Annotated in this window: 23 protein-coding genes; 15 read left to right on the plus strand and 8 right to left on the minus strand. The window is 60.0% G+C overall.

Annotation, left to right across the window (positions count from 1 at the left end):
- Positions 1-275 precede the first annotated feature (275 nt).
- Genes efeU through efeO (JFT87_RS19160) form a run of 4 tightly spaced genes read left to right on the plus strand, consistent with a single transcriptional unit; the run spans position 276 to position 4,492 of the window.
- Positions 276-1,115, plus strand: coding sequence for an iron uptake transporter permease EfeU (gene efeU, locus JFT87_RS19145; protein ID WP_201203747.1), 840 nt, complete (start codon positions 276-278; stop codon positions 1,113-1,115).
- Between the two features lie 8 nt (positions 1,116-1,123).
- Positions 1,124-2,323: an iron uptake system protein EfeO gene (gene efeO / locus JFT87_RS19150; RefSeq protein ID WP_201203748.1), complete on the plus strand. Its 1,200-nt coding sequence runs from the start codon at positions 1,124-1,126 to the stop codon at positions 2,321-2,323.
- A gap of 18 nt (positions 2,324-2,341) precedes the next feature.
- On the plus strand, positions 2,342-3,643 hold the full coding sequence (efeB, locus tag JFT87_RS19155; protein ID WP_201203750.1) for an iron uptake transporter deferrochelatase/peroxidase subunit: 1,302 nt from the start codon (positions 2,342-2,344) through the stop codon (positions 3,641-3,643).
- A gap of 24 nt (positions 3,644-3,667) precedes the next feature.
- Complete coding sequence (efeO, locus tag JFT87_RS19160) at positions 3,668-4,492, plus strand: iron uptake system protein EfeO (protein ID WP_201203752.1); 825 nt, start codon at positions 3,668-3,670, stop codon at positions 4,490-4,492.
- A gap of 106 nt (positions 4,493-4,598) precedes the next feature.
- On the opposite strand, the gene pssA is transcribed toward efeO (JFT87_RS19160), so the two are convergent.
- Positions 4,599-5,942: a CDP-diacylglycerol--serine O-phosphatidyltransferase gene (pssA, locus tag JFT87_RS19165; RefSeq protein ID WP_201203756.1), complete on the minus strand. Its 1,344-nt coding sequence runs from the start codon at positions 5,940-5,942 to the stop codon at positions 4,599-4,601.
- 218 nt (positions 5,943-6,160) lie between these two features.
- Here pssA and JFT87_RS19170 point away from each other — a divergent pair, with 218 nt between their 5' ends.
- Both JFT87_RS19170 and JFT87_RS19175 read left to right on the plus strand, forming a co-directional pair.
- Positions 6,161-6,724: a TetR/AcrR family transcriptional regulator gene (locus JFT87_RS19170; protein ID WP_201205272.1), complete on the plus strand. Its 564-nt coding sequence runs from the start codon at positions 6,161-6,163 to the stop codon at positions 6,722-6,724.
- Positions 6,725-6,781: 57 nt separating this feature from the next.
- Positions 6,782-7,261: a nuclear transport factor 2 family protein gene (locus JFT87_RS19175; RefSeq protein WP_201203757.1), complete on the plus strand. Its 480-nt coding sequence runs from the start codon at positions 6,782-6,784 to the stop codon at positions 7,259-7,261.
- Positions 7,262-7,382: 121 nt separating this feature from the next.
- On the opposite strand, the gene sfnG is transcribed toward JFT87_RS19175, so the two are convergent.
- Entirely contained in the window at positions 7,383-8,477 is a 1,095-nt protein-coding gene (gene sfnG, locus JFT87_RS19180; protein WP_201203759.1) for a dimethylsulfone monooxygenase SfnG, read from the minus strand.
- Positions 8,478-8,834: 357 nt separating this feature from the next.
- Between sfnG and JFT87_RS19185 the strand changes: the two genes are divergently transcribed.
- Positions 8,835-9,614 (plus strand): TSUP family transporter, encoded by a 780-nt coding sequence (locus JFT87_RS19185; protein ID WP_201203761.1) that lies wholly within the window; start codon positions 8,835-8,837, stop codon positions 9,612-9,614.
- Here the strand turns inward: JFT87_RS19185 and nudC are convergent.
- The 3 genes from nudC to JFT87_RS19200 all read right to left on the minus strand — a co-directional run bounded on the left by nudC (position 9,582) and on the right by JFT87_RS19200 (position 12,218).
- The gene (gene nudC / locus JFT87_RS19190; RefSeq protein WP_201203763.1) at positions 9,582-10,412 is read right to left on the minus strand and encodes an NAD(+) diphosphatase; all 831 of its coding nucleotides are present in this window, start codon (positions 10,410-10,412) and stop codon (positions 9,582-9,584) included. The two genes, JFT87_RS19185 and nudC, sit on opposite strands and share 33 nt — an antisense overlap.
- 6 nt (positions 10,413-10,418) lie before the next feature.
- On the minus strand, positions 10,419-11,231 hold the full coding sequence (locus tag JFT87_RS19195) for a crotonase/enoyl-CoA hydratase family protein (protein WP_201203768.1): 813 nt from the start codon (positions 11,229-11,231) through the stop codon (positions 10,419-10,421).
- A gap of 216 nt (positions 11,232-11,447) precedes the next feature.
- Positions 11,448-12,218, minus strand: a complete 771-nt coding sequence (locus tag JFT87_RS19200; protein WP_201203769.1) for a class I SAM-dependent methyltransferase — start codon at positions 12,216-12,218, stop codon at positions 11,448-11,450.
- A gap of 153 nt (positions 12,219-12,371) precedes the next feature.
- Between JFT87_RS19200 and JFT87_RS19205 the strand changes: the two genes are divergently transcribed.
- The 5 genes from JFT87_RS19205 to pncA are packed head-to-tail and all read left to right on the plus strand — an operon-like array spanning position 12,372 to position 15,476.
- Positions 12,372-12,932 (plus strand): cytochrome b, encoded by a 561-nt coding sequence (locus tag JFT87_RS19205; RefSeq protein ID WP_201203771.1) that lies wholly within the window; start codon positions 12,372-12,374, stop codon positions 12,930-12,932.
- Positions 12,933-12,961: 29 nt separating this feature from the next.
- Positions 12,962-13,495 (plus strand): tetratricopeptide repeat protein, encoded by a 534-nt coding sequence (locus tag JFT87_RS19210; RefSeq protein WP_201203772.1) that lies wholly within the window; start codon positions 12,962-12,964, stop codon positions 13,493-13,495.
- A 52-nt stretch (positions 13,496-13,547) separates the two neighbouring features.
- Positions 13,548-14,045 carry an RNA polymerase sigma factor gene (locus tag JFT87_RS19215; RefSeq protein ID WP_201203773.1) on the plus strand — a complete coding sequence of 166 codons (498 nt, stop codon included), beginning with the start codon at positions 13,548-13,550 and terminating at the stop codon, positions 14,043-14,045.
- On the plus strand, positions 14,042-14,800 hold the full coding sequence (locus JFT87_RS19220; RefSeq protein ID WP_201203774.1) for an anti-sigma factor family protein: 759 nt from the start codon (positions 14,042-14,044) through the stop codon (positions 14,798-14,800). Before JFT87_RS19215 ends, JFT87_RS19220 begins: the two co-directional genes overlap by 4 nt.
- Before the next feature lie 49 nt (positions 14,801-14,849).
- Entirely contained in the window at positions 14,850-15,476 is a 627-nt protein-coding gene (gene pncA / locus JFT87_RS19225; protein WP_201203775.1) for a bifunctional nicotinamidase/pyrazinamidase, read from the plus strand.
- 96 nt (positions 15,477-15,572) lie between these two features.
- On the opposite strand, the gene JFT87_RS19230 is transcribed toward pncA, so the two are convergent.
- Together JFT87_RS19230 and JFT87_RS19235 are read right to left on the minus strand one after the other, a co-directional pair.
- A complete protein-coding gene (locus JFT87_RS19230) occupies positions 15,573-16,874 on the minus strand; it encodes an ATP-binding protein (protein WP_201203777.1) in 1,302 nt (433 codons plus the stop codon).
- A 4-nt stretch (positions 16,875-16,878) separates the two neighbouring features.
- Positions 16,879-17,580 carry a response regulator transcription factor gene (locus tag JFT87_RS19235; RefSeq protein ID WP_027923024.1) on the minus strand — a complete coding sequence of 234 codons (702 nt, stop codon included), beginning with the start codon at positions 17,578-17,580 and terminating at the stop codon, positions 16,879-16,881.
- Positions 17,581-17,851: 271 nt separating this feature from the next.
- Between JFT87_RS19235 and JFT87_RS19240 the strand changes: the two genes are divergently transcribed.
- From JFT87_RS19240 to JFT87_RS19250, 3 genes are all read left to right on the plus strand, one after another.
- Positions 17,852-19,009: an efflux RND transporter periplasmic adaptor subunit gene (locus tag JFT87_RS19240; protein WP_201203778.1), complete on the plus strand. Its 1,158-nt coding sequence runs from the start codon at positions 17,852-17,854 to the stop codon at positions 19,007-19,009.
- Between the two features lie 15 nt (positions 19,010-19,024).
- Complete coding sequence (locus JFT87_RS19245; protein WP_201203780.1) at positions 19,025-22,123, plus strand: efflux RND transporter permease subunit; 3,099 nt, start codon at positions 19,025-19,027, stop codon at positions 22,121-22,123.
- Between the two features lie 181 nt (positions 22,124-22,304).
- The gene (locus tag JFT87_RS19250) at positions 22,305-22,946 is read left to right on the plus strand and encodes a DUF1345 domain-containing protein (protein WP_201203781.1); all 642 of its coding nucleotides are present in this window, start codon (positions 22,305-22,307) and stop codon (positions 22,944-22,946) included.
- 55 nt (positions 22,947-23,001) lie between these two features.
- Here JFT87_RS19250 and JFT87_RS19255 read toward each other — a convergent pair whose 3' ends face one another.
- Positions 23,002-25,662 (minus strand): autotransporter outer membrane beta-barrel domain-containing protein, encoded by a 2,661-nt coding sequence (locus JFT87_RS19255; protein WP_201203784.1) that lies wholly within the window; start codon positions 25,660-25,662, stop codon positions 23,002-23,004.
- Positions 25,663-25,671 lie beyond the last annotated feature (9 nt).

The raw sequence follows: 25,671 nt of genomic DNA on the forward strand, positions 1-25,671 counted from the left end.
AATGACCCGCATCTTACCCCAACCCACACAAATCCCCATGTAGGCGCTGCCGCAAGCCGCGATCTTTTGATGTTGATTTTAAAAAAACCAGATCAAAAGATCGCAGCCTCGTTGCACTCGACAGCGCCTACATGGTTTTGAGCAACGCGGGGATGAGAATCATTGTTCTTCAAGTTGTTCAGCTACCGTTCAGCTTCATGTCAATGAATGTCATGTGAGAATGAGTGTCATTATGTTACAAATTAGCATCCTCTCTAACGACACCACGGTGCTGAATGCTTGTTCCCTTTCTGATCATGCTGCGCGAAGGCATTGAAGCCGCGCTGATCGTTGGCATCATCGCCAGCTACCTCAAGCAAACCGGCCGCGGCCAGTGGATGCCTGCCGTGTGGATCGGCGTGTTCCTCGCCGCTGCACTGGCCTTGCTGGTCGGTGGTGGCCTGGAACTCATGAGCGCCGAATTCCCGCAGAAACAACAGGAACTGTTCGAAGGCATCGTCGGTTTGGTGGCTGTCGGCATCCTCAGTTCCATGGTGTTCTGGATGCGCAAAGTTGCGCGTTCGATCAAGCATTCCCTGCATGTCTCCCTCGATCACGCCTTGGCCGGCTCCAAGCATCAGGTCACCGCGCTGATCGCTATGGTGTTTTTCGCCGTGGCCCGGGAAGGTCTGGAAACGGTGTTCTTCCTGCTCGCGGTGTTTCAGCAGAGTGAAGGCCCCGCCGCACCGATCGGCGCCCTGCTCGGCCTGATTCTGGCGATCATCGTTGGGTTCCTGATCTACACCGGTAGCATGCGCCTCAACCTCGGCGCGTTCTTCCGCTGGACCGGTTTGTTCATCCTGGTCGTCGCCGCCGGCATCCTCTCCAACTCGGTGCAAGCGCTGCATGAAGCGGGCGTCTGGAATCACCTGCAAACCGTGCTCTTCGACTTCAGCGCCACGCTGCCGATGGACGGCCCGCTGGGCTCGGTGCTGGCCGGCATGTTCGGTTACCAGGACGCGCCGACCGTCAGCACCCTCGGGGCGTATCTGATTTATCTGGTGGTGGCGCTGGTGATGTTCTTCCTCCCGGCTGCCGAGCCCACCAAGCAAGCAACTTCCGTTTCCAGCCAGTAAGGGCTTTCATGTCAACGCCTACTCCTCCCGTGGCTTTCCCTCCCCGCGCGTTGCGCTGGGCGGTGGCCGGTTCGGTGATCGTGATGATTGCCGCCGGTGGCCTGTTCTACTACGCCTCGAAAATGGCCGCTGCCAAGCGCCAGACCAACCACGACGAAGTGGTGGTGAACATTCACCCTAAAAGTTGCGAACCGAATGCGCTGACGGTCCCGGCCGGGCGCAGCAGTTTCCGCATCGTCAACCGCTCCGACCGTGCCGTGGAATGGGAAATCCTCGACGGCGTGCTGGTGCTCGAAGAACGGGAAAACATTGCGCCCGGCCTGAGCCAGGTGATCAACGCCAACCTGGCGCCCGGCGACTACGCGATCACCTGCGGTTTGCTGAGCAACCCGCGCGGCACCTTGCACGTGACCCCGACCGCCGCCTCAGATGCCGCCGCCAAGGCGCGTCCATCGATGGTCGCGTTTATCGGTCCGCTGTCGGAATTCCGTGTGTACCTGAGCAGCCAGAGCAGCGCGCTGATCAAAGCCGTGACCGCCCTTGAACAAGCCATCGAAGCCGGCGATCTGAGCCAGGCCCAGGCCCTTTACGTGCCGGCCCGCGCCGCTTATCAACGGATCGCCCCGGCCGCCCAGCGTCTGGCCGAGCTGGACAATGCAATCAACGCCCGCGCCGATTACTTCGAGAAACGCGAACAGGACCCGGCCTTCGTCGGTTTCCACCGCCTCGAATACGCACTGTTTCAGCAACGCAAACTCGACGCCCTGGCGCCGGTGGCTATGCAATTGATCATCGACATCACCACGTTGAAACAGCAACTGCTCGCGCAGTCGCTGCCGCCGGAGCAACTGGTGAGCATTGTGGTGCGCAATCTCAAGAGCATCGCCGAAGTGCGCGCCAGCAGCGGCGAAGAAGAACGCTACAGCCACACCGACCTGAACGGTTTCGCCGCCAACCTCGATGCCGCGCGCAAAGTCGTCGACCTGCTGCGGCCATTGCTGACCAAGTCCGCCGCCGACCTGTTGCCGAAAATCGACGCGGCCCTCACTGCTTTCGACGCCGAACTCAACGGACTCAAGGTCAAGGATGGCTACGCCAGCTACGACACGGTCAGTGCCGAGCAGCGCAAGCAAATTGCTGACAAGGCCAAGGCTTTGGCCGACGTACTCGATGGAATCGATCCAGCCCTCGGCCTTTCCGGCCTTTAAGCAGAAGACGCCTTTTACATGAAAGATTTAGAACAGTTTTCAGCCCAGCGTCGCCGCGTATTAATGGGCATGGGCGCCGCCGGTGTCGCATTGGCCGGCACTGCATTGAGCTGCCCGGCGATGGCCGCCGCCAGCCCTGCACAGGTTACCGAAGCACCGAGCAGCGACAAGACCGAAGACCGCCACGATTTCCATGGCAAGCACCAGACCGGTATCACCACCCCGCGCCCGGCGTCGGGCATGTTGGTGTCGTTCGATGTGTTGGCCAGCGATCGTGAAGACCTGGAGCGACTGTTCCGCACCCTCAACGAGCGCATCGCGTTCCTGATGAAGGGCGGCGAAGTCACGCAGGTTGATCCGAAACTGCCGCCGGTGGATTCGGGGATTCTCGGCCCGGTGGTCACCCCGGACAACCTGACTATTACGGTGTCGGTCGGCGAGTCGTTGTTCGACGAGCGCTTCGGCCTGGCCAGTGCAAAACCCAAGCGACTGATCCGCATGGTCGGTTTCCCCAACGATGCCCTGGAAGCCGATTGCTGCCACGGTGACTTGAGTTTGCAGTTCTGCTCTAACACCACCGACACCAACATCCACGCCCTGCGTGACATCGTGAAAAACCTGCCGGACCTGCTGCTGGTGCGTTGGAAGCAGGAAGGCAGCGTACCGCCGCAAGCCCCGGCAAAACCCGGTGTGCCGGCGCAGAGCGCGCGCAACTTCCTTGGTTTTCGCGATGGCTCGGCCAACCCCGATTCCAACGATGGCAAAGCCATGGACGCGATCGTCTGGGTCCAGCCTGACAGCGATGAACCGGCCTGGGCCGCGAATGGCAGCTACCAAGCCGTGCGGATCATCCGCAACTTCGTCGAACGCTGGGACCGCACGCCATTGCAGGAACAGCAAAGCATCCTCGGTCGGGTCAAGAGCACCGGCGCGCCCATGGGCTGCCAGCACGAAACCGAAGTCCCGGACTACGCCAAGGACCCTGAAGGCAAGCTAACCAAGCTCGACGCGCACATTCGCCTGGCCAACCCGCGCACCGCCGAAACCCAGGCCAACCTGATCCTGCGCCGGCCGTTCAACTACTCCAACGGCGTGAACAAGAACGGCCAGCTCGAAATGGGCCTGCTGTTCATCTGCTACCAGGCTGACCTGCAAAAAGGCTTCATCACCGTACAAACCCGACTCAACGGCGAGCCGTTGGAGGAATACCTCAAGCCAGTGGGCGGCGGGTACTTCTTCACGTTGCCGGGTGTGACGGGCGACAAGGACTTTATCGGTCGCTCGCTGCTGAACGCTACACAACCAACAACAAACGCATAACAACCCCCAACACGGTACCGTCCCATGAAAAAGTCGCCACTCGCTTTACTGCTGACCCTTGGCTTGCTCAACACCCCGTTTTCGGCTTTCGCGGCGACGGCGCCGCTGGATCTGGTGGGGCCAGTCTCGGACTACAAGATCTACGTCACCGAACAACTGGACCAACTGGGCAGCCACACCCAACAGTTCACTGATGCAGTGAAAAAAGGCGACCTGGCCACCGCGCAAAAGCTCTACGCACCGACCCGCGTTTACTACGAGTCGATCGAGCCGATTGCCGAGCTGTTCAGTGACCTGGATGCGTCCATCGACTCCCGTGTCGACGACCACGAAAAAGGCGTGAAAGCCGATGACTTCACCGGTTTCCACCGCATCGAATACACCCTGTTCTCGGAAAAGAGCACCAAGGACCTGGGCGCGCTGGCGGACAAGCTGAACAATGACGTCAAAGACCTGCAAACCCGCGTTGCCGGCCTGACCTTCCCGCCTGAAAAAGTCGTTGGCGGTGCTGCTGCACTGCTGGAAGAAGTCGCTGCCACCAAGATCTCCGGTGAAGAAGACCGTTACAGCCACACCGACCTGTATGACTTCCAGGGCAACATCGACGGCGCGAAGAAAATCGTCGACCTGTTCCGTCCGCAGATCGAGCAGCAAGACAAAGCCTTCGTCGCCAAAGTCGACAAGAACTTCGCTGCTGTGAACAAGATCCTGGCCAAGTACAAAACCAAGGATGGCGGTTTCGAAACGTATGACAAAGTGAAAGAGGCTGACCGTAAGGCGCTGGTTGGCCCGGTTAACACCTTGGCTGAAGACTTGTCGACGCTGCGTGGCAAGCTGGGTCTGAACTAAATATCGGTGTTGTTTGCGAAAAGATCGCAGCCTCCGGCAGCTCCTACAGGGTGTACACCCTCTAATGTAGGAGCTGCCGGAGGCTGCGATCTTTTGCTTTTTGGGCTTACAACATCCGGTAGAGCAATCGCTCGATCCGCACTCGGCTCACCCGCTTGAGAAACTTGGCCACCGCCCCCGGGTATTCCGGCAGGGTTTCCAGGTCCAGGTAACGCTCGATACGCCGGGTGTTCTCGAAGATCTCCGCCAGCTCTTTGCGGCGCGGCTCCATCAGCTCGCTTTTCGGGTCATCAATCAGCAAGGCGTTTTCCAGATCGAGACGGAACGCCCGCGGGTTGAGGTTGTTGCCGGTCAGCAAGGTGTAGCGCTGATCGACCCACATGCCCTTGAGGTGATAGGTGTTGTCGCCATCACGCCACAAATGCAGGTTCAACTGGCCGCTGTCGATGTTGTGCTGATGACGCTTGGCAAAGCGGCGCAAGCTGATCTCGTAGAGGTACGGCAGCGCGGCGATCACCTTGAACGGCTCACTCGGCGGGATGTAGAAGTCGTTGGCGGTCTTGTCGCCGACGATGATGTCGATCTTCACCCCACGTGCCAGGGCCCGGTTGACTTCCCGGGTCACCGCCAACGGCAGGTTGAAGTACGGCGTGCAGATGGTCAGCTGATGCTGGGCGCTGGCGATCAACTCGCAAATCACCCGGCTCAGCGGATTGTTCTTGCCGACGCCGAGCAACGGGCTGACCGACAGTTCACCTTTGGCGGTGCTGCCTTGGGTGGTGTCGTAGGTCGCGTGTTTGAGACGGCTGCGCAGGTCGCCGATGTCGTTGCGCAGGCTGCGGGTGGTCGGCAGGTTCGGCAGGTCGAGGCGATGCACCGCTTTGGAGGCGATCAGGCCGTGCTGGATCAGGTGCTGCATGGAATCGGCCAGCGCGCTGTTCTGCAGCAGGTGATAACGGTCGTAGCGGTACTTGTCGAATTTGTGCAGGTAAACGTTGTTCAGGCTCGCGCCGCTGTAGATCACGCAATCGTCGATCACGAACCCCTTCAAGTGCAGCACACCGAACAGCTCGCGGGTTTGCACCGGCACGCCGTACACCGGGACTTCGCTTGCGTGAGTGCGGGTCATTTCCTGATACCAGGCCGAGTTACCCGGCTGCTTGCCGGCGCCGATCAAGCCACGCTGGGCGCGCAGCCAGTCGACGACCACCACCACGTCCAGTTCCGGACGCGCCAGTTTGGCGGCGTGCAAGGCATCGAGGATTTCCTGGCCGGCTTCGTCCTGCTGCAAGTACAGCGCGACGATATAAATGCGCTGGGTCGCCTGGGCGATTTTCTCAAGCAGGCAACGACGGTACTCGGCGGCGCCGGACAGAATGGTCACGGCATCGGCGGTCAGCGGAAAACTGCGCAGTTTGGGCAGCAAAGAGCGTTTGAAAAGCGACGGCATAAGGCTCGCAAAAAGGTCGAATCCGAAGAACCCGAGAGCTTACACCATGTGTGGGTTTGGGTCTTCTCGGTGTCAGTAATACCGCCATCGCGAGCAAGCTCGCTCCCACAGGGGGAATGCATTTTAAATGTGGGAGCGAGCTTGCTCGCGATGGCGATTTCATGTGCGATGCAAATACCTGCTTGACCAAGGAGAACGATCGTTCTACTGTTTGTCGCATGAACGAAATAACCAGCAACGACACACGCGACATCATTCTGGACGTCACCGAAAAGCTGATCTACAAAAGTGGCATCGCAGCCACCGGCATGGATCTCCTGGTGAAAACTGCCGGCGTCTCCAGAAAGAGTATCTACCGCTACTTCGCCAACAAGGAGGAGCTCACCGTCGCGGCCCTGCAACGCCGCGATGTGCGCTGGATGCTCTGGTTCAGGACTGAAGTCGATAAAGCCGCGACCCCGGCCGACCGGCTCCTTAACCTGTTTACCGTGCTCAAGGCCTGGTTCGACTCGGAAGGCTTTCGCGGCTGCGCCTTCATTAACACCAGCGGCGAAACCGGCGACCCGCAAGACCCGGTTCGGCTGGTCGCCAAAGAGCATAAACAAAAGCTGCTCGACTACGTGCGCGAGCTCTGCACCGAACATGGCGCTACCGACCCGCAGGCACTGGCCCAACAGCTGCTGATCCTGATCGATGGTGCCATTACCGTTGCGCTTGTGATGGGTGATCACAGTGCCGCCGATAATGCGCAATGCATGGCGCGAAAGTTATTGGACCTGTAACCGCTTAATCAAGCCCGACAACTTGCTTGAACTTTACTTTGAGAAGGAGACATTTAAATGTCATCTAATGCCGAAGTTCGTCCGCCATTACCGCCATTCACCCGTGAATCGGCCATCGAAAAAGTTCGACTGGCTGAAGACGGCTGGAATTCCCGCGACCCGCAGCGCGTGTCCCTGGCATACACCCTGGACACTAAATGGCGGAACCGCGCCGAGTTCGCCAACAACCGCGAAGAAGCCAAGGGGTTCCTGACCCGTAAATGGGCCAAGGAGCTGGATTACCGACTGATCAAGGAACTCTGGGCCTTTACCGGCAACCGCATCGCCGTGCGCTACGCCTATGAATGGCACGACGACTCGGGCAACTGGTTCCGCTCCTACGGCAACGAAAACTGGGAGTTCGATGAGCAAGGCCTGATGTTCAACCGTTACGCCTGCATCAACGACCTGCCGATCAAGGAAAGCGACCGTAAATTCCATTGGCCGTTGGGGCGTCGTCCGGACGATCACCCGGGCCTGTCGGACCTCGGTCTGTAATTCCACACAGCTCCAATGTGGGAGCGGGCTTGCTCGCGAAGAGGCCGTGTCAGTAGACATTAATGTCGACTGACACACTGCTTTCGCGAGCAAGCCCGCTCCCGCAGGGGTTTTGTGGTGTTTAGGCGATCGCAGCTTGCTGCTTCACGCCGGCCTTGGCCTCTAGCTCACGCACCAACGGCAACACGCGTTTGCCGAAGTACTCCACTTCTTCCTGGAAGTGCAGGAACCCCGCCAACACCAAATCCACGCCCACCGCTTTCAACGCCACAATGCGCTCGGCAATCTGTTGCGGCGTGCCGATCAGGTTGGTCTTGAACCCGTCGTTGTACTGCACCAGATCCTCGAACGTCGACTTGGCCCAATTGCCCTCGCCTTCCGGTGACGCCCTGCCCGCCTGTTTCGCTGCGTCGCCAAAGGCATTCACCGCTTCCGGATCGGCCTGGTCGATGATCTGCGCCAACACCGCACGCGCTTCCTCTTCGGTGTCACGGGCAATGACAAAAGCGTTCACCCCGACCTTCACCGAATGATTGTTCACCGCAGCCTTGGTTCGAATGTCGTCGACCTGAGCCTTGATTCCTTCGGGGGTGTTGCCGTTGGTGAAATACCAGTCCGACACCCGCGCCGCCATGTCCCGTGCGGCGCGTGAACTGCCGCCCTGGAAGATTTCCGGTTGACCCAGTGGCTTGGGCTTGAGGCTGTAATTGTCGAAGCGGTAGAAGTCGCCGCGAAAGGTGAAGTTGTCCTGGCTCCAGATGCCCTTGAGCGAGCGGATGAATTCTTCCGAACGGCGATAACGCTCGTCGTGCTCCAGCCAATGCTCGCCGATTGCCTGGAATTCACCCTTGAACCAGCCGCTGACAATGTTCACCGCCACCCGGCCGTTAGTCAGTTGATCGATGGTCGCCAGTTGCTTGGCCGCCAGCGCTGGTTGCCACGGGCCGGGCAGGATCGCGGCGATCACCTTGAGTTTGGTCGTGGCCGCCAGCAGCGCGTGGCTGAAGGCAACCGATTCATGCTGGAACTCGGCGCCGTAACCGGCGGTGAAACGAATCTGGGTCAAGGCGTATTCAAACCCGGCCTCTTCGGCCAGTTGCGCCAGTTTGCGGTTGTAATCAATGCCCCAGTGGGTGCGTTGCTCGATCTTGCTGACTACCAGCCCGCCGCTGACGTTCGGCACCCAATAGGCAAATTTGACGGCTTGCTGACTCATAGGCTTGTCCTCGGGACTTTTGGGAGATGGGAGTGGTAGAGCAGCAAGCGTGCCAGCCTTGAAATGCCCGGTTTTGTTGGGTTTTTCGGTTGTGCAGATGTTTTGCAGAAAGAGATTTGTTGGCTGGGTGTCGGGTAGGCAACAGTGAATGCTCCTGTAGGAGCAAAGCTTGCTCGCGAAGGCGTCACCCGACTCGCTGCAACCGCTGGATGTCAGGTAACCGGGAGGGCTTCTTCGCGTGCAAGCCTTGCGCCTACAGGCGATGGCGTCCGATGGGTCGCCGCAACAGCAGGAAATGAGTAACATGACCGCCCTCCCCGCAGCGATCACCTGCGCCCCGCCGAATAAGCCGATTCCATGCCTTTCGAACTTAGCGTTGACCTCACCACTCTGGCCATTCTGGCCTTCGTCGCTTTCATTGCCGGTTTCATCGACGCCATTGCCGGCGGCGGCGGTCTGTTGACCACACCTGCCTTGCTGACCGCCGGCCTGCCGCCGCACCTGGTGCTGGGCACCAACAAACTGAGTTCGACCTTCGGCTCGGCCACCGCCAGTTTCACCTTCTACCGCCGCAAGCTGTTTCACCCCAAACAGTGGGTGCACGCCATTATTGGCACCCTGGTCGGCGCGCTGACCGGTGCGGTGGTCGCCCACTATCTGCCGGCGGAATGGCTGAACAAGATGCTGCCGGTGATTGTCTTCGCCTGTGGCATCTACCTGTTGTTTGGTGGCACGCCAAAAGCGCCGCTGGACAGCGACGCTCCGATCAAGAAAAAGTGGCAATCGACCCAAGGCTTCAGCCTCGGTTTCTATGACGGTGTGGCCGGCCCCGGCACGGGTGCGTTCTGGACCGTCAGCAGCATGCTGATGTACCCCATTGACCTGGTGAAAGCCAGCGGCGTAGCCCGCAGCATGAACTTCGTCAGCAACATTGCGGCGCTGTCGGTGTTCGTATTTTCGGGTCAAGTGGACTGGATCATCGGCCTGAGCATGGGCCTTTCGGTGATGGTCGGTGCATTCTTCGGCGCACGCTCCGCCATCAGCGGCGGAGCCAAGTTCATTCGCCCGGTGTTCATCACCGTGGTGCTGGGCCTGACCGTGCGCCTAGCCTGGCAGCACTGGTTCAGCGTGGCCTAAGCGCCGCGCCAGGTAGACATCGATCAGATAACGGGCAATCGAGCGTGATGCCGGCAATGGCGGCATCGCGTGAATGTTGAACCACTGGGCGTCTTCGATCTCGTCCTCCTGACAGACGATCTCGCCACCGGCGTATTCGGCGTGGAAGCCCAGCATCATCGAGTGCGGGAACGGCCAGCACTGGCTGCCCATGTACTGGATATTCTTGACCTCGATCTGCACTTCTTCGCGAACCTCGCGAATCAGGCATTCCTCGGCCGACTCCCCCGGTTCGGCAAACCCGGCCAGCGTGCTATAGACCCCGGTGACAAAGCGTGGCGAACGGGCCAGCAACACTTCATCGCCACGGGTGACCAGCACGATCATGCTCGGTGAAATCCGCGGGTAATAGCGGATATCGCAAGGCTCGCAGTACATCGCCCGCTCACGGGGAACCTGTTGGGTCGCCTGCCCGCAGTTACCGCAAAAACGGTGTTCGCGGTACCAGGTGCCGATCTGCGCGGCATAACCGAGAATCCGGTACACCGTGTGATCGCCTTCCAGCATGAACGCCCGCAGGCCTTTCCAGTTGCAGCCCGGCACTTCGCTGTGGCTACTCAACTCGATCAGATAGACCGGTTCGCCATCAAGGTGACCGATACCGTGTTCCGCCAGGATCGACAAGTCCTGGCGCTTGAGCCATTCCCGTGGGAACAGCGCGCCATTGTCATCGAACAGAAAGCCTTCGGGGCTGCGTGCCACGGCCCAGCCGCCGGGTTGATCGGTGTCCAGTACTGCGGTGGTCCAGCGTGAAGTCATTTTTCATCAGTCCAGAAATTCGGGTTTCTGTTTGCTCATATGGGCGGCCATGGCCACGCGCAAATCGGTGGATTGCAGCATGGCGGCGTTCCAGGTGGCGACGTATTCGAGGCCGTCGTCGATACGATGGTCGCGCATGTAGCTGATCATCTCTTTGGTGCCGGTAATCGCAATCGGCGACTTGCTGGCGATCTCGCGGGCAATGCCCATCACGCCGTCGAGCAGGCTGGAAGCATCGCTGTAGACGCGATTGACCAGGCCCATGCCGTGCGCTTCCTCGGCACCAAACTGGCGACCAGTGTAAGCCAGTTCACGCAGCATGCCGTCACCGATGATCCGCGGCAAGCGTTGCAAGGTGCCAACGTCGGCGGCCATGCCGATGTCGATTTCCTTGATCGAGAATTGCGCGTCTTCAGCGGCGTAACGCATGTCGCAAGCGGCGATCAGGTCGATGGCGCCGCCCAGGCAGTAACCCTGGATCGCCGCGAGCACTGGTTTGCGGCAATTGTCGACGGCGTTGAAGGAGGCTTGCAGGGCGAGGATCTTGCGGCGCAGCAGGCGCGCGTTGCGGCCGACGTCCTTGCCCAGCTCGTTGGCTACGCCGGCCAGCATCATCAGGTCGATGCCTGAGGAAAAGTGTTTGCCGGCGCCGCTGAGCACAACGACCCGCACTTCGTCGGTGTCGTCGATCCACTGGAAGATCTCGATGATCTCGCTCCAGAACGCCGCGTTCATCGCGTTGATCTTGTCCGGGCGGTTGATCTGCACATGGGCGATTTTGTCAGCGAGTTCGACGGTGAACGCGGTGTACTGAGACATGGCAGTGATCCTTTACCGGGCAGAAATGAAGCCCGAACTATAACAAGGCATCACGGGGGGGAGTAAGGCAGTGGTTCGGCCAAATGCGGGACTGACCTGGGATGTGTGGTGGCCGGTCGGGCCTCATCGCGAGCAAGCTCGCTCCCACAGGGGATTTATGAACGCCATTGATCTCCTATGGGAGCGAGCTTGCTCGCGATTGGCCGCAACGCTGATCTAACTGCCCTTCACCGTCACAAATGCTGCTGTCACATACGGCACGGTGATGACGTCCTTGCCGCGCAACTCCGGCTCGCCGTCAATCAACGCCCTAATCTGCGCATCCACCCTGTCCCGCTGCGCTTGCGGCAACGCAGCAATAAAACTGGTCGATCTCACCCGATTGAAAATCACATCCTCGGGCGAGCCCGTGTGCCCATGAGCGAAATGCTGAGCCTGCAACGGCCCAAACGCCTTGTGCGGAAACGCCAACCGCCACGCACCGGTGTAATAGCGCGGGGTATCACCTTCCAGCGCATTGACGATCGAATCCAGTTTTGGCACCCAACTCACCCGGGTATCGCGCAGGTTCCACACCAGGCCCAACCTGCCGCCCGGCTTGAGCACCCGGGCAATTTCGGTCAGCGCTGCCGGGCTCGCAAACCAGTGAAACGCCTGGGCGCAAACCACCACATCCACCGAGGCGTCCGGCAGCGGCAAATCGGTGGCCGTGCCACTGACGGCCAGCACTTGCGGATAAGCGGCGGACAACTTCTCCAGCATCTGCGGCACCGGTTCCACGGCAATTACCTGTGCGCCTGTGGCCACCAGCCGCCCGGTGAACTTGCCGGTGCCGGCGCCGAGGTCAATCACGGTTTTGTGACTGTCCAGCCCCAACGTAGCGGTCAGCCAGTCACTGACTTGCGGCGGATAGTCCGGTCGTCCTTTGACATAGGTGTCGGCGGCGGTCTTGTAGCCGGCAGCTGAATGGTGAAGCTGTTCGTTCATGGCAGTTTCCCCTTATGGCAAAGCATCGGATCGACGGCGGACGCTCACGAGCATAGCGCTTGAATTTACCGAGACGTTGAACAGTCACTGACAATGCAATGAATAAAATTTCACCCTCGGGTGTTAACCGTACATTGCCCAAGAGGATGACCCATGAGCGTTACGACCACTGATTTGCCCGTCCGTTACGACCGACTGACCATGGCCCTGCACTGGCTGACTGCCGCGCTGGTCATCGGCCTGTTCGCATGTGCCCAGATCTGGGAGCAATTGCCCAAGGGCACGCCACTGCGCAAGGAGCTGCAGGCATTGCACATCTCCTGCGGCATCCTGTTGGCCGTCATTGTTGTCACCCGGGTGCTCTGGCGTTTGTTAAAGGGGCGGCGGTTACCGCCGGCCAATCAGGGCGCATTGAACATTCTGGCGAAAACCGCACACCTGGCGCTGTACGCGCTGCTGTTGAGCCAGATCGTGCTGGGTTTTTTCCTGCGCTGGGCCCAGGCCGAACCTTTCAACTTCTTCGGGCTGTTTGAGGTCCCCACGTTGATTGCCTTCGATAAAAGCATGAAGTCGGTATTTGGCGGCCTGCATGAACAAGTGGCGTGGGCCATCATCATCCTTGCGTCTTTGCACGCCATCGTGGCGCTGGTGCATCACTACGGCCTGCGCGACAACACCTTGCGCCGCATGTTGCCGGGACGTGTTTCCAACTGACGCGACACTTTCTCACTGGAGCCTTGCCCATGACTATCCGTTCCGTTATGTTCGCCGCCCCGTTGCTGCTGGCGGCTGCCATGTCCAGTCATCTGGCCTTCGCCAATGGTGACGAAGACGAGCCGGTGCAGAAGCCTGAATGCCCCAAAGGCCAGGTGTTCGACAGCAAATCGAACAAGTGTGTGCTGCAAACCAGCAGCCTGGTGCCGGATAACGACCGGGTGGACTACGCCTATCGCCTGGCCAAGGACGGTCGCTACGAAGAAGCCCTGGCCCTGCTCGATACGCTTAAAAATCCCAACACCGCCAAGGCACTGAACTATCGCGGCTACGCCACGCGTAAACTAGGCCGCACCGACGAAGGCATCGGCTATTACCTGCAATCGGTCAAACTCGACCCGCAGTATGCGCAAGTACGCGAATACCTCGGCGAGGCTTATGTGATCAAAGGTCGTATCGACCTGGCCCAGGAGCAGTTGCAGCACATCAAGTCGATCTGCGGCAGCACCTGCGAGGAATACCAGGACCTGGCCGAAGCCATCAACGATTCATCGAAAACCTGACACCGAACGGACGGAGGTCGCCATCGCCAGCGATCAGGCATTTAGAGCAGAGTTGGGCCAGCATCTGGCGCGTTTATGGCGTTACGGCTTGCTGCTGTCCCGACAACGGCATGTGGCCGAAGACCTGGTGCAAGCCACCTGCGTACGGGCGCTCGAACGGGCCGGGCAGTTTGTGCCCGGTACGCGCATGGACCGCTGGCTGCTGAGTATCTTGCACTCGATCTGGCTCAATGAAGTGCGCGCCCGCCGTGTGCGCCTGGGCCAGGGCTTGGTGAATGCCGACGAGGCGCTGTCGTTCGACGGCGAGCACGCGGCGCAAACCCATGTGCTGGCCGCGCAGGTCATCCGGCGCGTCGATGCCTTGCCCGAAACCCAACGCGAAACGGTGTACCTGGCCTACGTCGAAGGCCTGTCCTACCGCGAAGTGGCCGAGGTGCTGCAAGTGCCGATCGGCACCGTCATGAGCCGACTGGCTACCGCCCGCCTGAAACTTGCGGAGTACCCACCCCTGCACGCTGTACCGAAAACCACCGAAGGAGACCGGTCATGAACACACCTTCGGATGAACAACTGGTCGCCTACCTGGACGATGAACTCGACCGCGAACAGCGTAGCCAACTGGACAGCGACATCGCCGACGATCCGCTGCTCAGCCTGCGCGTGCAGTGGTTGAGCCGCAGCAATCTGCCGTACAAAGCCGCCTACGATGAATTGGCGCAGCAGGCGCCGCTGGAACGCTTGCAGGCTCGCCTCGACGGTATTCCGGCGCCGGAGATTCCGGGGCTGAGCCGGCGCTGGTTTATCGGCGCGGCGGCCGCGACTCTGGTGGCTGGCGGCGTCTTGGCTGATCGGTTGTTCCTCGGCTGGCAAGCGCAGCAAGACCACAGCTGGCGCGAGCTGGTTAGCGATTACATGGCACTTTACGTCCCGCAGACGCTTGATCATCTGCCGGCTGACGAGGCGAACCAGCGCGCGCAGCTGCGTACGGTGGACGCGCGGCTGGGCCTGAGTTTGTCGCCGGCAACGCTGAAACTGCCCGGCGCCGAGCTCAAGCGCGCGCAAATGCTCGAATACGACGGCGTGCCGATCGCGCAAATAACCTATCTCGATGCCAAACATGGCCCCATGGCCCTGTGCGTCACCCGTTCCAACAGCGGCAGTCAGCCGTTGGCTCACGAACGGCGGCATGCCATGAATGTGGTGTATTGGACCGAGCGCGAGCACGCGTGGATGCTGATAGGGCACAACCCGGCGTCGGAGCTTGAGGGCCTGGCCAGGCATTTGATCGAACGATTTAGCGCATGACGGCCGCTGCCACTATCCTGTGCGGGTGATTATCCAAGGAGGAACACCGATGCAGATTTCACCACGCAGCGCTCTGCTGGTGATCGACGTACAGAACGACTTCATCCCCGGCGGCCAACTGGCGGTGCCCGAAGGCGACTTGATCGTGCCATTGATCAATCGCCTCGGTGGGCAGTTCAGTCAGGTGATCATTGCTCAGGACTGGCACCCGGCGGGGCATGCCTCGTTTGCCCCCAGCCATCCGGGTCGCAAGCCCTACGACGCCATTCAGTTGCCCTACGGTGAGCAGACGCTGTGGCCGGTTCATTGCGTTCGGGGTACACCCGGTGCCGATTTGCACGCCGATCTGGATTTGCCACATGCGCAACTGATCATTCGCAAAGGCTGCAATCCGGATATCGACAGTTACTCCGCGTTCCTCGAAGCCGATCGCACGACCACCACCGGGCTGGCCGGCTACTTGAAGGAACGTGGGATCGATACGGTTTATCTGGTTGGGCTGGCGCTGGATTTCTGCGTGATGTTTTCGGCGCTCGATGCACGAGCGGCCGGGTTCAATGCGTTTGTAGTGCTGGATGCATGCCGGGCGATTGATCTCGATGGGTCGCTGGCTGCGGCGATTGAGCGGATGCAGGTGGCCGGGGTCGGCCTGATCCAGTCAAACGACCTCGTCTAACCCCTGTAGGAGCTGCCGCAGGCTGCGATTTTTTGATGTTGCTTTTTTAACATCAAGATCAACAGATCGCAGCCTTCGGCATCTCCTACATTAATATCAGGTGGCGGTGGGTAGCCATAGCCGGAAGCGGGCGCCGCCCAATGGAGAGGACTCCACGGTGAGCGTCCCGCCCTGCGCTTCCAGCGCCCGGCGACTGATCGCCAGCCCGAGACCGAAGCCTCCAGTGGCGCGATCCCGGCTGCGATCCAACCGATAAAACGGTTCGAAAATCCGCTCCCGCTCATCTTCCGGAATGCCGATCCCGTCATCATCGACCCAGATCTCGCAGCCTTTGGGGCACACTTGCACGCCAATCTGAATGCGCTTTTCGCAGTAGCGCATCGCATTGCGCAGCAGGTTTTGCAGGGCGCGCGCGGTCAGGCGTGGGTCGAGGGTGAAGCGCTCGAGCTGACCATGCAGCAGCACGTCGATGACGATGTCCGGTGATTCCAACTCTTCATCGACACTGCCCAAAATGCTGTCGATAAACTCATCCAGCGACACTTCAACCTGCTCCGGCAAGCGCGCCGGATTCTGCAAGCGGCTATAGGACAGCAGCTCCAGCACCAATTCATCCAGTTCACGAATGTGCGCGACCAACCCTTGCAGGCGTTCGCGGCTTGGCGCCGGCATGTCATCGGACAACGCCAGGGCCAGGCCGAAGTCCAGCCGTGTCAGCGGCGTGCGCAGTTCGTGGGACACTGCGTTGAGCAAGTCCCGCTGCTGGTTGAGCAGGTTTTCAATGTCACCGGCCATGGTGTCGAATACGTTGGCCAGGCTGCCGATGTTTGAGTTTTTGGATATCTGGGTGCGCTCGCTCAAGTGGCCTTTACCAAAGCGTTCGGCGGTGCCTTTCAGACGTTCGAGGTCGCGCCAGTGCGGGCGCAGCCACAGCAGCAGGCACGCGAGCATCGTCGCGCCGATCAGCACGTTGATGCTCCAGTACAACAAATTGACGTCCATCGGATCCGGCGGCACCACCATTTGCACCACCGCCTGCTCGTTCAGCGGTGCGACCGCCAAGGTCCGCCAACCCCAATCGCCAATACGCACGATGTTCTCGCCGCGCTGCAAACGCTCCTGCTCATCAAGGGTGAAATCCGCATCGTCATTGCGGGCCAGCACGATTTGCAGCGGCTGGAATTCCTTGTCCATTTCGGCGGCCAAGGCTGGCCACTGTTCAACTGGCACGGCGTGGAACTGCTTGACGATCAACGTCTGCAAGCCACGGGAATAGTCGAGGTTGTAGGAGACAAAGCGCTCATGGAACAGCTTGATCACCACATCCGGCACCAGATAAATCGCCGCGCTGTACGAGACGATCGTTACCAGATACAGGCGAAACAGGATTCTGAACATCGATTCAGCATTCCCACTCGGAGCGACTGAACAGGTAACCCTTGCCCCACACAGTCTTGATCTTGCGGGCCTCGCCGGCGTGATCATCGAACTTGCGCCGCAGCTTGGAAATCGCCACGTCCACCGAGCGATCCGTACCGTTGAATTCGATACCGCGCAGGCGTTGCAGGATCTGGTCGCGGCTCAGCACTTCACCGGCATGCCGGGCCAGCACCACCAACAGGTTGTATTCACCGCTGGACAGCTCCACCAGTTGTTCACGCCAGGTCACGGTGCGCTCGGACAGGTCGATGCACAGGTTGCCCATCAGGATGCGATCGTTGGCGGTCTGCGGTTCGCCGAGGCTGCTGCGCCGCAGCAAGGTGCGCACCCGTGCCAGCAACACCCGCGGCTCGCAGGGTTTGGTGACGTAATCGTCGGCGCCCATTTCCAGGCCCAGCACTTGATCGTGGCTGTCGTCCCGGGCGGTGAGCATCAGGATCGGCAAGGTCGCCGAGTCGGCTCTCAGCAACCGGCAGACTTGCAGGCCATCAAGCCCGGGCAGCATCAAGTCGAGGATCACCAGGTCCGGCGGATTGACCCGGGCACGTTCGCGCACATGGTCACCGCGACTGATCACGCTCACGGAGTAACCGTTGCGTTCCAGGTAGCTGGCGATCAATTCGGAGAGCGCGGTGTCGTCTTCGACCAGGAGGATGTTGGGCATGGGGTGTTTCCAGAAAGTGCGGTGGCGACTGTTCGGGCCTCTTCGCGGGCAAGCCTCGCTCCTACAGAGGTATCACATTCTCCTGTAGGAGCGAGGCTTGCCCGCGAAGGCGGCCTGCCAGTCGCTGAAAAAAATCAAGGCGCCAAGGATATACGCCCTCACGCACCCGCGAGTAAAACCCTTACACAATTTCACACAGCGCCTACAAAGCTTCACCGCTACTCTCGTCGCCTCCCCGTAGGATGCTGGGGGTCATTATTGGGGTATTCACATGTCAAAGAATCTGCTTGCCACGCTCAGCCTGATTGCACTGGCGTTGACACTGAGCGCTTGTGACAAGTCCTCGACCGCTGAAGAAGCGGCACCACTGGCCACCGTGCGCATCGAAACCATCGAAGCACGGCCACTGGCGATCACCAGCGAACTGAGCGGGCGGATTGCTGCGCCGCGTATCGCCGAAGTCCGCGCCCGGGTGGCCGGCGTTGTGTTGCAGCGCACCTTCCGTGAAGGCAGCGATGTGAAACAGGGCGACGTACTGTTCCGCATCGACCCTGCACCCTTCAAGGCTGACCTCGACAGCGCCGAAGCCTCTTTGCGCAAGGCCGAAGCCAATGCGTTCCAGGCCAAACTGCAAGAGCAGCGCTATTCACAGTTGATCGAAGGCAATGCCATCAGTGGCCAGGACTATGACAACGCCCGGGCCAATGCCCGGCAAACCGCCGCTGACGTGGCCGCCAACAAGGCAGCCGTGGCGCGAGCCAAACTGAACCTCGGTTATGCCACCGTAACTGCGCCGATTTCCGGGCGCGTCGGGCGGGCACTGGTCACCGAAGGCGCGCTGGTCGGACAGAACGAAACCACCCCGCTGGCGTTGATCCAGCAACTGAACCCGATTCACGCCGACCTGACCCAATCGACCCGGGAACTCAACGACCTGCGTCGGGCCTTCCGTTCCGGTCAGTTGCAGCAGGTCGGCCAGGACCAGGTCAAGGCCACGCTGATTCAGGATGACGGCAGCCTCTACCCGCTACCGGGCAAACTGCTGTTTGCTGACATCACCGTCGATCCGGGTACCGGGCAGATCATCCTGCGCAGCGAGTTCCCTAACCCGGACCTCGACCTGCTGCCTGGCAGCTTTGTTCGCGTGCGACTGGAACAAGCCGTGAACCAGCAAGGCATCAGCGTGCCGCAACGGGCCATCCAGCGTGACAGCGCCGGGATTGCCCAGGTGCTGCTGCTCGACGCCAATCAGCGTGTCGGCCAGCAACCGGTGCAACTGGGCGCGGTGCAGAACGATCGCTGGATCGTCACCGGTGGCCTCAAGCCGGGCGACCGCATCGTTACCGAAGGCCTGCAACACGCCAAGCCCGGTGACAAAGTCCAGATCGACGACACCCCTCTTCCACTTGCCCAGGTGACTGGTCAGTAAGCAGGACGCTTTTTTATGCCGCAGTTCTTTATCGACCGCCCGGTGTTTGCCTGGGTGCTCGCGTTGTTCATCCTGCTGGCCGGTGCCCTGGCCATTCCGCAGTTGCCGGTGGCGCAGTACCCGGTGGTCGCGCCGCCGCAAATTGAAATCTACGCCGTGTACCCGGGCGCTTCGGCGCAAACCGTGGACGAGAGCGTGGTCAGCCTGATCGAAGAAGAACTCAACGGCGCTGATCACCTGCTGTATTTCGAGTCCCAGAGCAGCCTTGGCAGCGCCACCATCACCGCAACGTTCCAACCGGGCACCGATCCGGAAATGGCTCAGGTGGATGTGCAAAACCGTCTGAAAATCGTCGAATCGCGCCTGCCGCAAGCGGTCACGCAACAAGGGCTGCAAGTGGAGAAAGTCTCCGCCGGTTTCCTGCTGCTGATCACCCTGACCTCCAATGACGGCAAGCTCAACGACGTGGCGCTCAGCGATTATCTGGCGCGCAACGTGATGAACGAGATCAAGCGTCTGGACGGCGTCGGCAAGGCGCAATTGTATGGTGCCGAGCGTGCCATGCGGATCTGGATCGACCCGCAAAAGCTGATCGGTTTCAACCTCACGCCCGCCGATGTGAATGCCGCTGTCGTTGCGCAAAACGCCCAGGTGTCGGCCGGCAGCATCGGCGACCTACCGACCCGCACCACTCAGGAAATCACCGCGACCATCCTGGTCAAAGGCCAGTTGTCGACGCCTGAAGAGTTCGCCGACATCGTGCTCAAGGCCAACCCCGATGGTTCGACTGTGCGCATCGGTGACGTGGCACGGGTCGAAATCGGCAGTCAGGAATATCAGTTCTCCACTCGCCTGAATGGCAAACCGTCGACCGCCGTCAGCGTGCAGCTGGCACCGGGCGCCAACGCCCTGAGCACCGCGACGCTGGTGCGGGCGAAAATGGACGAACTGTCGCGCTACTTCCCGGCAGGCGTGGAATACAAGATCCCGTACGACACCTCGCCATTCGTCAAGGTCTCGATCACCAAAGTGGTCTACACCCTTGGCGAAGCAATGTTGCTGGTGTTTGCGGTGATGTTCCTGTTCTTACAAAACATCCGTTACACGCTGATCCCGACCCTGGTGGTGCCGGTGGCGTTGATGGGCACCTTTGCGACCATGCTCGCGCTGGGTTTTTCGATCAACGTGCTGACCATGTTTGGCATGGTACTGGCCATCGGCATTCTGGTGGACGACGCCATTGTGGTGGTGGAGAACGTCGAGCGGATCATGGTCACCGAGGGCCTGTCGCCCAAGGAGGCGACGCGCAAGGCCATGAAGCAGATCACCGGCGCCATCGTCGGCATCACCCTGGTGCTGGTGGCGGTATTCATCCCGATGGCGTTCATGCCGGGTTCGGTGGGTGTGATCTACCAGCAGTTCTCACTGTCGATGGCCACCTCGATCCTGTTCTCGGCGTTCCTCGCCCTGACTTTGACCCCGGCACTCTGTGCCACGCTACTCAAACCGATTGCCAAGGGTGAACACCATGCCAAGGGCGGTTTCTTCGGCTGGTTCAACCGCCGCTTCGAACAACTGACCGAGCGTTATCAAGGTTGGGTCGCCTATGCGTTGAAGCGCACGGGTCGTTATCTGTTGATCTACGGCGTGCTGCTGATTGGTCTGGGCGTTTGCTTCAGTCGCCTGCCCTCCTCGTTCCTGCCGGTGGAAGACCAGGGTTACACCATCACCGATATTCAACTGCCGCCAGGCGCCAGCAAGAATCGTACGGTTAAGGTGGTGGAGCAGATCGAAGCGCATAACGCCACGGAACCCGGTGTGGGCGACAGCACGGTGATTCTCGGTTTCAGCTTCTCCGGCAGCGGCCAGAACGCGGCGTTGGCGTTTACCACGTTGAAGGACTGGTCGCAGCGCAGCAGCAATGATTCGGCCAGTTCGATTGCCGACCGGGCCAACATCGCCCTGAGCCAGATCAAGGACGCCGTGGCCTTTGCCGTGCTGCCGCCACCCGTGAACGGCCTCGGCACCTCCAGTGGTTTCGAGTTCCGCCTGCAGGATCGCGGCGGCCTCGGCCATGCCACGTTGATGCAGGCTCGCAGTCAGTTACTGGCAGCGGCCGAAAAAAGTCCGATCCTGGCCAACGTGCGCGAAAGCGCCCTGGCCGAAGCGCCGCAGGTGCAACTGGAAGTCGACCGCAAGCAGGCGAACGCGCTTGGGGTTTCCTTTGCGGATATTGGCAGCGTGCTGTCCACGGCGGTCGGTTCGGCCTACATCAATGACTTCCCCAATCAGGGACGGATGCAGCGCGTTGTGGTTCAGGCCGAAGGTGATCAGCGCAGCCAGGTCGCGGACCTGCTGAAGATTCACGTGCGCAACAACGACGGCAAAATGGTGCCGCTGTCGGCTTTCGTCCAGGCCAAATGGACACAGGGCCCGGCGCAACTGACCCGTTACAACGGTTACCCGGCCATCAGTATTTCCGGTGAGCCGGCACCCGGCCACAGCACCGGTGAAGCCATGGCGGAAATCGAACGGCTGGTGGCGCAAGGCCCGGCGGGGTTGGGCCAGGAATGGACCGGCCTGTCGTTGCAGGAACGTCTGTCCGGCAGTCAGGCGCCGATTCTGCTCGGTTTGTCGCTGCTGATCGTGTTCCTGTGCCTGGCGGCGCTGTATGAGAGCTGGTCGATTCCGACGTCGGTGTTGCTGGTGGTGCCGCTCGGCGTGCTCGGTGCGGTACTGGCGGTGACGTTGCGCGGGATGCCGAACGATGTGTTCTTCAAGGTCGGGCTGATTACCATCATCGGCCTGTCGGCGAAGAACGCGATCCTGATCATCGAATTCGCCAAGAGCCTGTACGACGAAGGCCACGACCTGATCGACGCCACGCTGCAAGCCGCGCGGTTGCGGTTGCGGCCGATTGTGATGACCTCACTGGCGTTCATCCTCGGCGTGGTGCCGCTGGCAATTGCCACCGGGGCCAGTTCCGCGAGCCAGCAAGCGATTGGCACCGGAGTGATCGGCGGGATGATTACCGCTACATTGGCGGTGATCTTCGTGCCGGTCTTCTTCGTCGTCGTCATGAAGCTCGTACAACGATTGACTAAACGCCACTAGCCCCAATGCGGGAGCGAGCCTGCTCGCGAGGACGTCTTCAGATTCGACATCAATGTTGGCTGATCCGACGCATTCGCGAGCAGGCTCGCTCCCACAGGTTTATTGCAATCACCCAGCGTTGTGGTCATATCCGCCATCGCTAAGCTAAGGTGTCTGAACCACCTTCGCCCATCGAGTCCCCATGCGCTTTCTCGCCCGTACCCACCCTCGCCTGTCCGCCGCCGCGCTGTTCGGACTCGCCACCGGCCTGCTTGTCCCGGCCGATTCGATCATCAGCAAAATCCTCATCGGCTGGAACGCCGGGGTCTGGACTTACCTCGTATTGATGGTCTGGCTCGCCACGCGTGCCAAGGCACCGGACGTCAAACGCCTTGCGGAGATCGAAGACGAAAACGCCGGGCTGGTGCTGTTCATGGTGAGCATTGCGGCGATTGCCAGCCTGGCGACCATCACCTTCGAACTGGCCGGCAGCAAAGACCTGGAAACATCGCGCAAGCTGCTGCATTACGCCTTTACCGCGGCGACGGTCATTGGTTCATGGTTGCTGATCGGGGTGATTTTCAGCGTGCACTACGCCCGCCTGTTCTACACCTGGGACGGCAAGGAGCCGGCACTGCGTTTTGCCGAGGGCCTGACCACTCCCAACTACTGGGACTTTCTGTACTTCTCGTTCACCATCGGCGTCGCGGTGCAGACGGCGGATGTGGGCGTGGCCACCCGAACCATGCGCAAGATTGTGTTGGCGCAATCGCTGATCGGTTTTGTGTTCAACACGGCGATTCTCGGGTTTTCGATCAACATCGCGGCGGGACTGTTCGGGTGAGCGCACGAAAAAACGCCCCGGCAGCTTTGCACGGGGCGTTTGTTGTTTCAGCGCATCAGAAGAAGTAACTGACTCTCAAGCTGCCGCTCCAGTCCTGGCTGACGGTGTTGCCCTTGCTGCCGCCAACCTGACCGGAAACCTGCCAATTGCGTTGCGCCGGCATCCACTTCAGACCAGCGCCATACTCCAGGGAGCTGCTCGCACGGTCATCATCGAAGCTGTTGTCGTTGATTTTGACTTCGTTGGTCTTGACGAATTCATGATTGAAAGCCGTCGACACACTGGGCTCAAGCAGGCTGCCGTTATCAAGCGTGATCACCCGGCCACCACGAACCCCCACTTTGCCCTGGAACGAGCGCAGGGTATCGGCTTTGACCTGCAAGCCATTATCAAGACGGTACTCATCGCTTTGGACAACGCCGGTCGATAGCTGAACCTGCGGCTCGACGAAATAGGCATTGCCAAGCTCAATATGCTTGCCGACCGCCATCGAACCGCTTGCGCCCAGCGCCTTGTAATCGCCCTTGGCGCGAGAGCCATCGCTCATGGTCACCTTGGCTTTGTTATCGAACTGGTTGACCTTGGCCATGACATTGACGAATACACCGCTGGCAACATCAAAAGTGCTGCCGTAGACACCCGCATTCAGACTATCGACAGTGGCCTCGGAACCATACTTCAGATCAATGTTGGTACGACTCATCCCGAGGAACCCACCCACGACCCAAGGTCGCCCGCCAAGCTCGACGAGTGTGTCGGCCCCGCCTGTGATGCCCGTCTGGTTCTGTGTGTAACCATCGCCAAAAGCATTGGCGACGTTGTACTGGTTACCATAACTGCGCACCCAGACGCTGTGACTCAACTTGACCGAACTGTCATCCATCGCCCGCAGCGAAGCTTCAGGGCGAACGCTCATACTGCGATCGCCGATCTGGTCAGTGAGCATCGCAGCCTCGGCGTTGAGTACGCTGCGGGCGCTGCCGGCCAACGCCAGTGCGGTATTGCTGGAAGTACTGACGGTTTCCTTGTCCGGGTTCAGATACAAACCCTGACCTTCCCTGGTCAATCGATAGACGAACGCGCCGGCATCCACGGTTTCACGTCCTCCCAGCGAAAAACTCGCATCGCCAGCTGCGATATTGCCGACCTTCACGGCTTCGGCAGTGACGGGCGTCGTGCCGGTCGCGGCGATTTGCAGTTGATGTTGCCCGCTCGCGTTGCCGGTGACATTGAGGAAATCGGTATTTCCATCGCCCAAATCCGTGCCCATCAAAAACGTACCGCGACCGGAGAGGTCGCCCACATTCAGTTGCTGGAACTGCTCGGCCGTGCCCATGCGAACAACGCCGCTATCGAGGGCAAGACGTTGCACAGTGTTGTCGCCGGTCATCACCCACTGCGCTGAATTGTTGATCGTCAGGCTGGCCGAATTGTTGATCTGCCCGGTCAGCACAGAGGCATTATCAAGCAGCACACTGCCGCTGGCAGCCGTGATGATATCGCCCGTAAGACTGCTGCCGTTGTTCAATGCAAGGCTCGAGACGTTTTCGACATTGCCATTGATTGCCGAACGGGTGTCCAGCGCTACACCGCCATGGGTGTCCGTCAGCACATTGCCAGTCATCTGACTGCCATTGCTCAGCGACAGGTTGGCTACGTTTGCAACGTTGCCATTGAGAACGGCGCTGTTGTTCAGGTTGACCGTGGCCGCCGTGCCTGCAACTGAACGGACATTGCCATTCAGGGTGCTGCGCGAGTCCAGATCAACCTGTGTCACGTTTTGCAAATCACCTGCCAGCGCGGCGCCATTCTGCATCCGTAGCGAGATTGAGCTGCCGGTATCCGCAACGACATTGCCGCTCAACTGGCTTGCATCAACAGTGAGATTGGCAGTGGAACGGTTGGTGGCTTGCAGAAGATTGCCGTTGCCACCGATCAATCGGGAGTTGCCCAGAACATTGATGGTTGCAACCGTACCGGCAGTGCCAGAAGAGCCCAGCAAAATCGCCGCCCCTGTACCACCGGTCACTCCCGAATCGCTGAGCGTTACAGTGCTGGCGTTGATACCTGTGGTGTCGGTTACCACTTGCAGGCCATCCTTTACCCCGGAAAGGGTGCTGCCCTTAGCCGACAGCGTTGCACCACCGAGCTGCACACCGTAGCTGGTTGCACCGGTGCCTTGGATGGTCGAATTTTCGATGTTCAATACCGCAAAACCTACTGTGTTCGCGCCTCCCGCAGCGCCAGAAATCACACTGCCACCTTTCACTGTCGCAGTCGATGACGCCGGCGTGTTGATATTGCGCCCCAGTAGAAGGCCGAAACTGTTGGTGCTGGTGATGGTGGAGCGGTCAATGGTGGCTGAGCTATCGATCAACTGGATGGCCCCTCTACCGGTCACGCTATTGACGTCAGCTCCAGACATGGTCAGCACCGAAGTGTCCGCGCTGATACGTTGGCTCTGGCCACCGTTGAAGACGACATTGGCAGTCTGAGAATTGATGGTCAGCGCTATCGCGTTGTTGATCGTCAGCGTTCCACCTTGAGACACCACCCATGCCTCGGGTGCGGGAGGATTAGTGACTACTTCGCTTTCACCCGGCAGGAGTGTTCGGCTGTAGGCCTCTGGCACGGTCACAAGCGCGCTCGCAAGTGTGCTCGCGATCAGTGTTTTTTTTATAGCGTTCGGGTTTTTTAGACTCGAAAACAAACGCATGGGAAACTC

The organism is Pseudomonas sp. TH15 (genome assembly GCF_016651105.1).
Lineage (GTDB): Bacteria > Pseudomonadota > Gammaproteobacteria > Pseudomonadales > Pseudomonadaceae > Aquipseudomonas.

Bases quoted from the DNA above. Each gene is read 5' to 3' on its own strand.
- efeU (WP_201203747.1), top strand. From the start codon at position 276: ATGCTTGTTCCCTTTCTGATCATGCTGCGCGAAGGCATTGAAGCCGCG.
- efeO (WP_201203748.1), top strand. From the start codon at position 1,124: ATGTCAACGCCTACTCCTCCCGTGGCTTTCCCTCCCCGCGCGTTGCGC.
- efeB (WP_201203750.1), top strand. From the start codon at position 2,342: ATGAAAGATTTAGAACAGTTTTCAGCCCAGCGTCGCCGCGTATTAATG.
- efeO (WP_201203752.1), top strand. From the start codon at position 3,668: ATGAAAAAGTCGCCACTCGCTTTACTGCTGACCCTTGGCTTGCTCAAC.
- pssA (WP_201203756.1), bottom strand. From the start codon at position 5,942: ATGCCGTCGCTTTTCAAACGCTCTTTGCTGCCCAAACTGCGCAGTTTT.
- JFT87_RS19170 (WP_201205272.1), top strand. From the start codon at position 6,161: ATGAACGAAATAACCAGCAACGACACACGCGACATCATTCTGGACGTC.
- JFT87_RS19175 (WP_201203757.1), top strand. From the start codon at position 6,782: ATGTCATCTAATGCCGAAGTTCGTCCGCCATTACCGCCATTCACCCGT.
- sfnG (WP_201203759.1), bottom strand. From the start codon at position 8,477: ATGAGTCAGCAAGCCGTCAAATTTGCCTATTGGGTGCCGAACGTCAGC.
- JFT87_RS19185 (WP_201203761.1), top strand. From the start codon at position 8,835: ATGCCTTTCGAACTTAGCGTTGACCTCACCACTCTGGCCATTCTGGCC.
- nudC (WP_201203763.1), bottom strand. From the start codon at position 10,412: ATGACTTCACGCTGGACCACCGCAGTACTGGACACCGATCAACCCGGC.
- JFT87_RS19195 (WP_201203768.1), bottom strand. From the start codon at position 11,231: ATGTCTCAGTACACCGCGTTCACCGTCGAACTCGCTGACAAAATCGCC.
- JFT87_RS19200 (WP_201203769.1), bottom strand. From the start codon at position 12,218: ATGAACGAACAGCTTCACCATTCAGCTGCCGGCTACAAGACCGCCGCC.
- JFT87_RS19205 (WP_201203771.1), top strand. From the start codon at position 12,372: ATGAGCGTTACGACCACTGATTTGCCCGTCCGTTACGACCGACTGACC.
- JFT87_RS19210 (WP_201203772.1), top strand. From the start codon at position 12,962: ATGACTATCCGTTCCGTTATGTTCGCCGCCCCGTTGCTGCTGGCGGCT.
- JFT87_RS19220 (WP_201203774.1), top strand. From the start codon at position 14,042: ATGAACACACCTTCGGATGAACAACTGGTCGCCTACCTGGACGATGAA.
- pncA (WP_201203775.1), top strand. From the start codon at position 14,850: ATGCAGATTTCACCACGCAGCGCTCTGCTGGTGATCGACGTACAGAAC.
- JFT87_RS19230 (WP_201203777.1), bottom strand. From the start codon at position 16,874: ATGTTCAGAATCCTGTTTCGCCTGTATCTGGTAACGATCGTCTCGTAC.
- JFT87_RS19235 (WP_027923024.1), bottom strand. From the start codon at position 17,580: ATGCCCAACATCCTCCTGGTCGAAGACGACACCGCGCTCTCCGAATTG.
- JFT87_RS19240 (WP_201203778.1), top strand. From the start codon at position 17,852: ATGTCAAAGAATCTGCTTGCCACGCTCAGCCTGATTGCACTGGCGTTG.
- JFT87_RS19245 (WP_201203780.1), top strand. From the start codon at position 19,025: ATGCCGCAGTTCTTTATCGACCGCCCGGTGTTTGCCTGGGTGCTCGCG.
- JFT87_RS19250 (WP_201203781.1), top strand. From the start codon at position 22,305: ATGCGCTTTCTCGCCCGTACCCACCCTCGCCTGTCCGCCGCCGCGCTG.
- JFT87_RS19255 (WP_201203784.1), bottom strand. From the start codon at position 25,662: ATGCGTTTGTTTTCGAGTCTAAAAAACCCGAACGCTATAAAAAAAACA.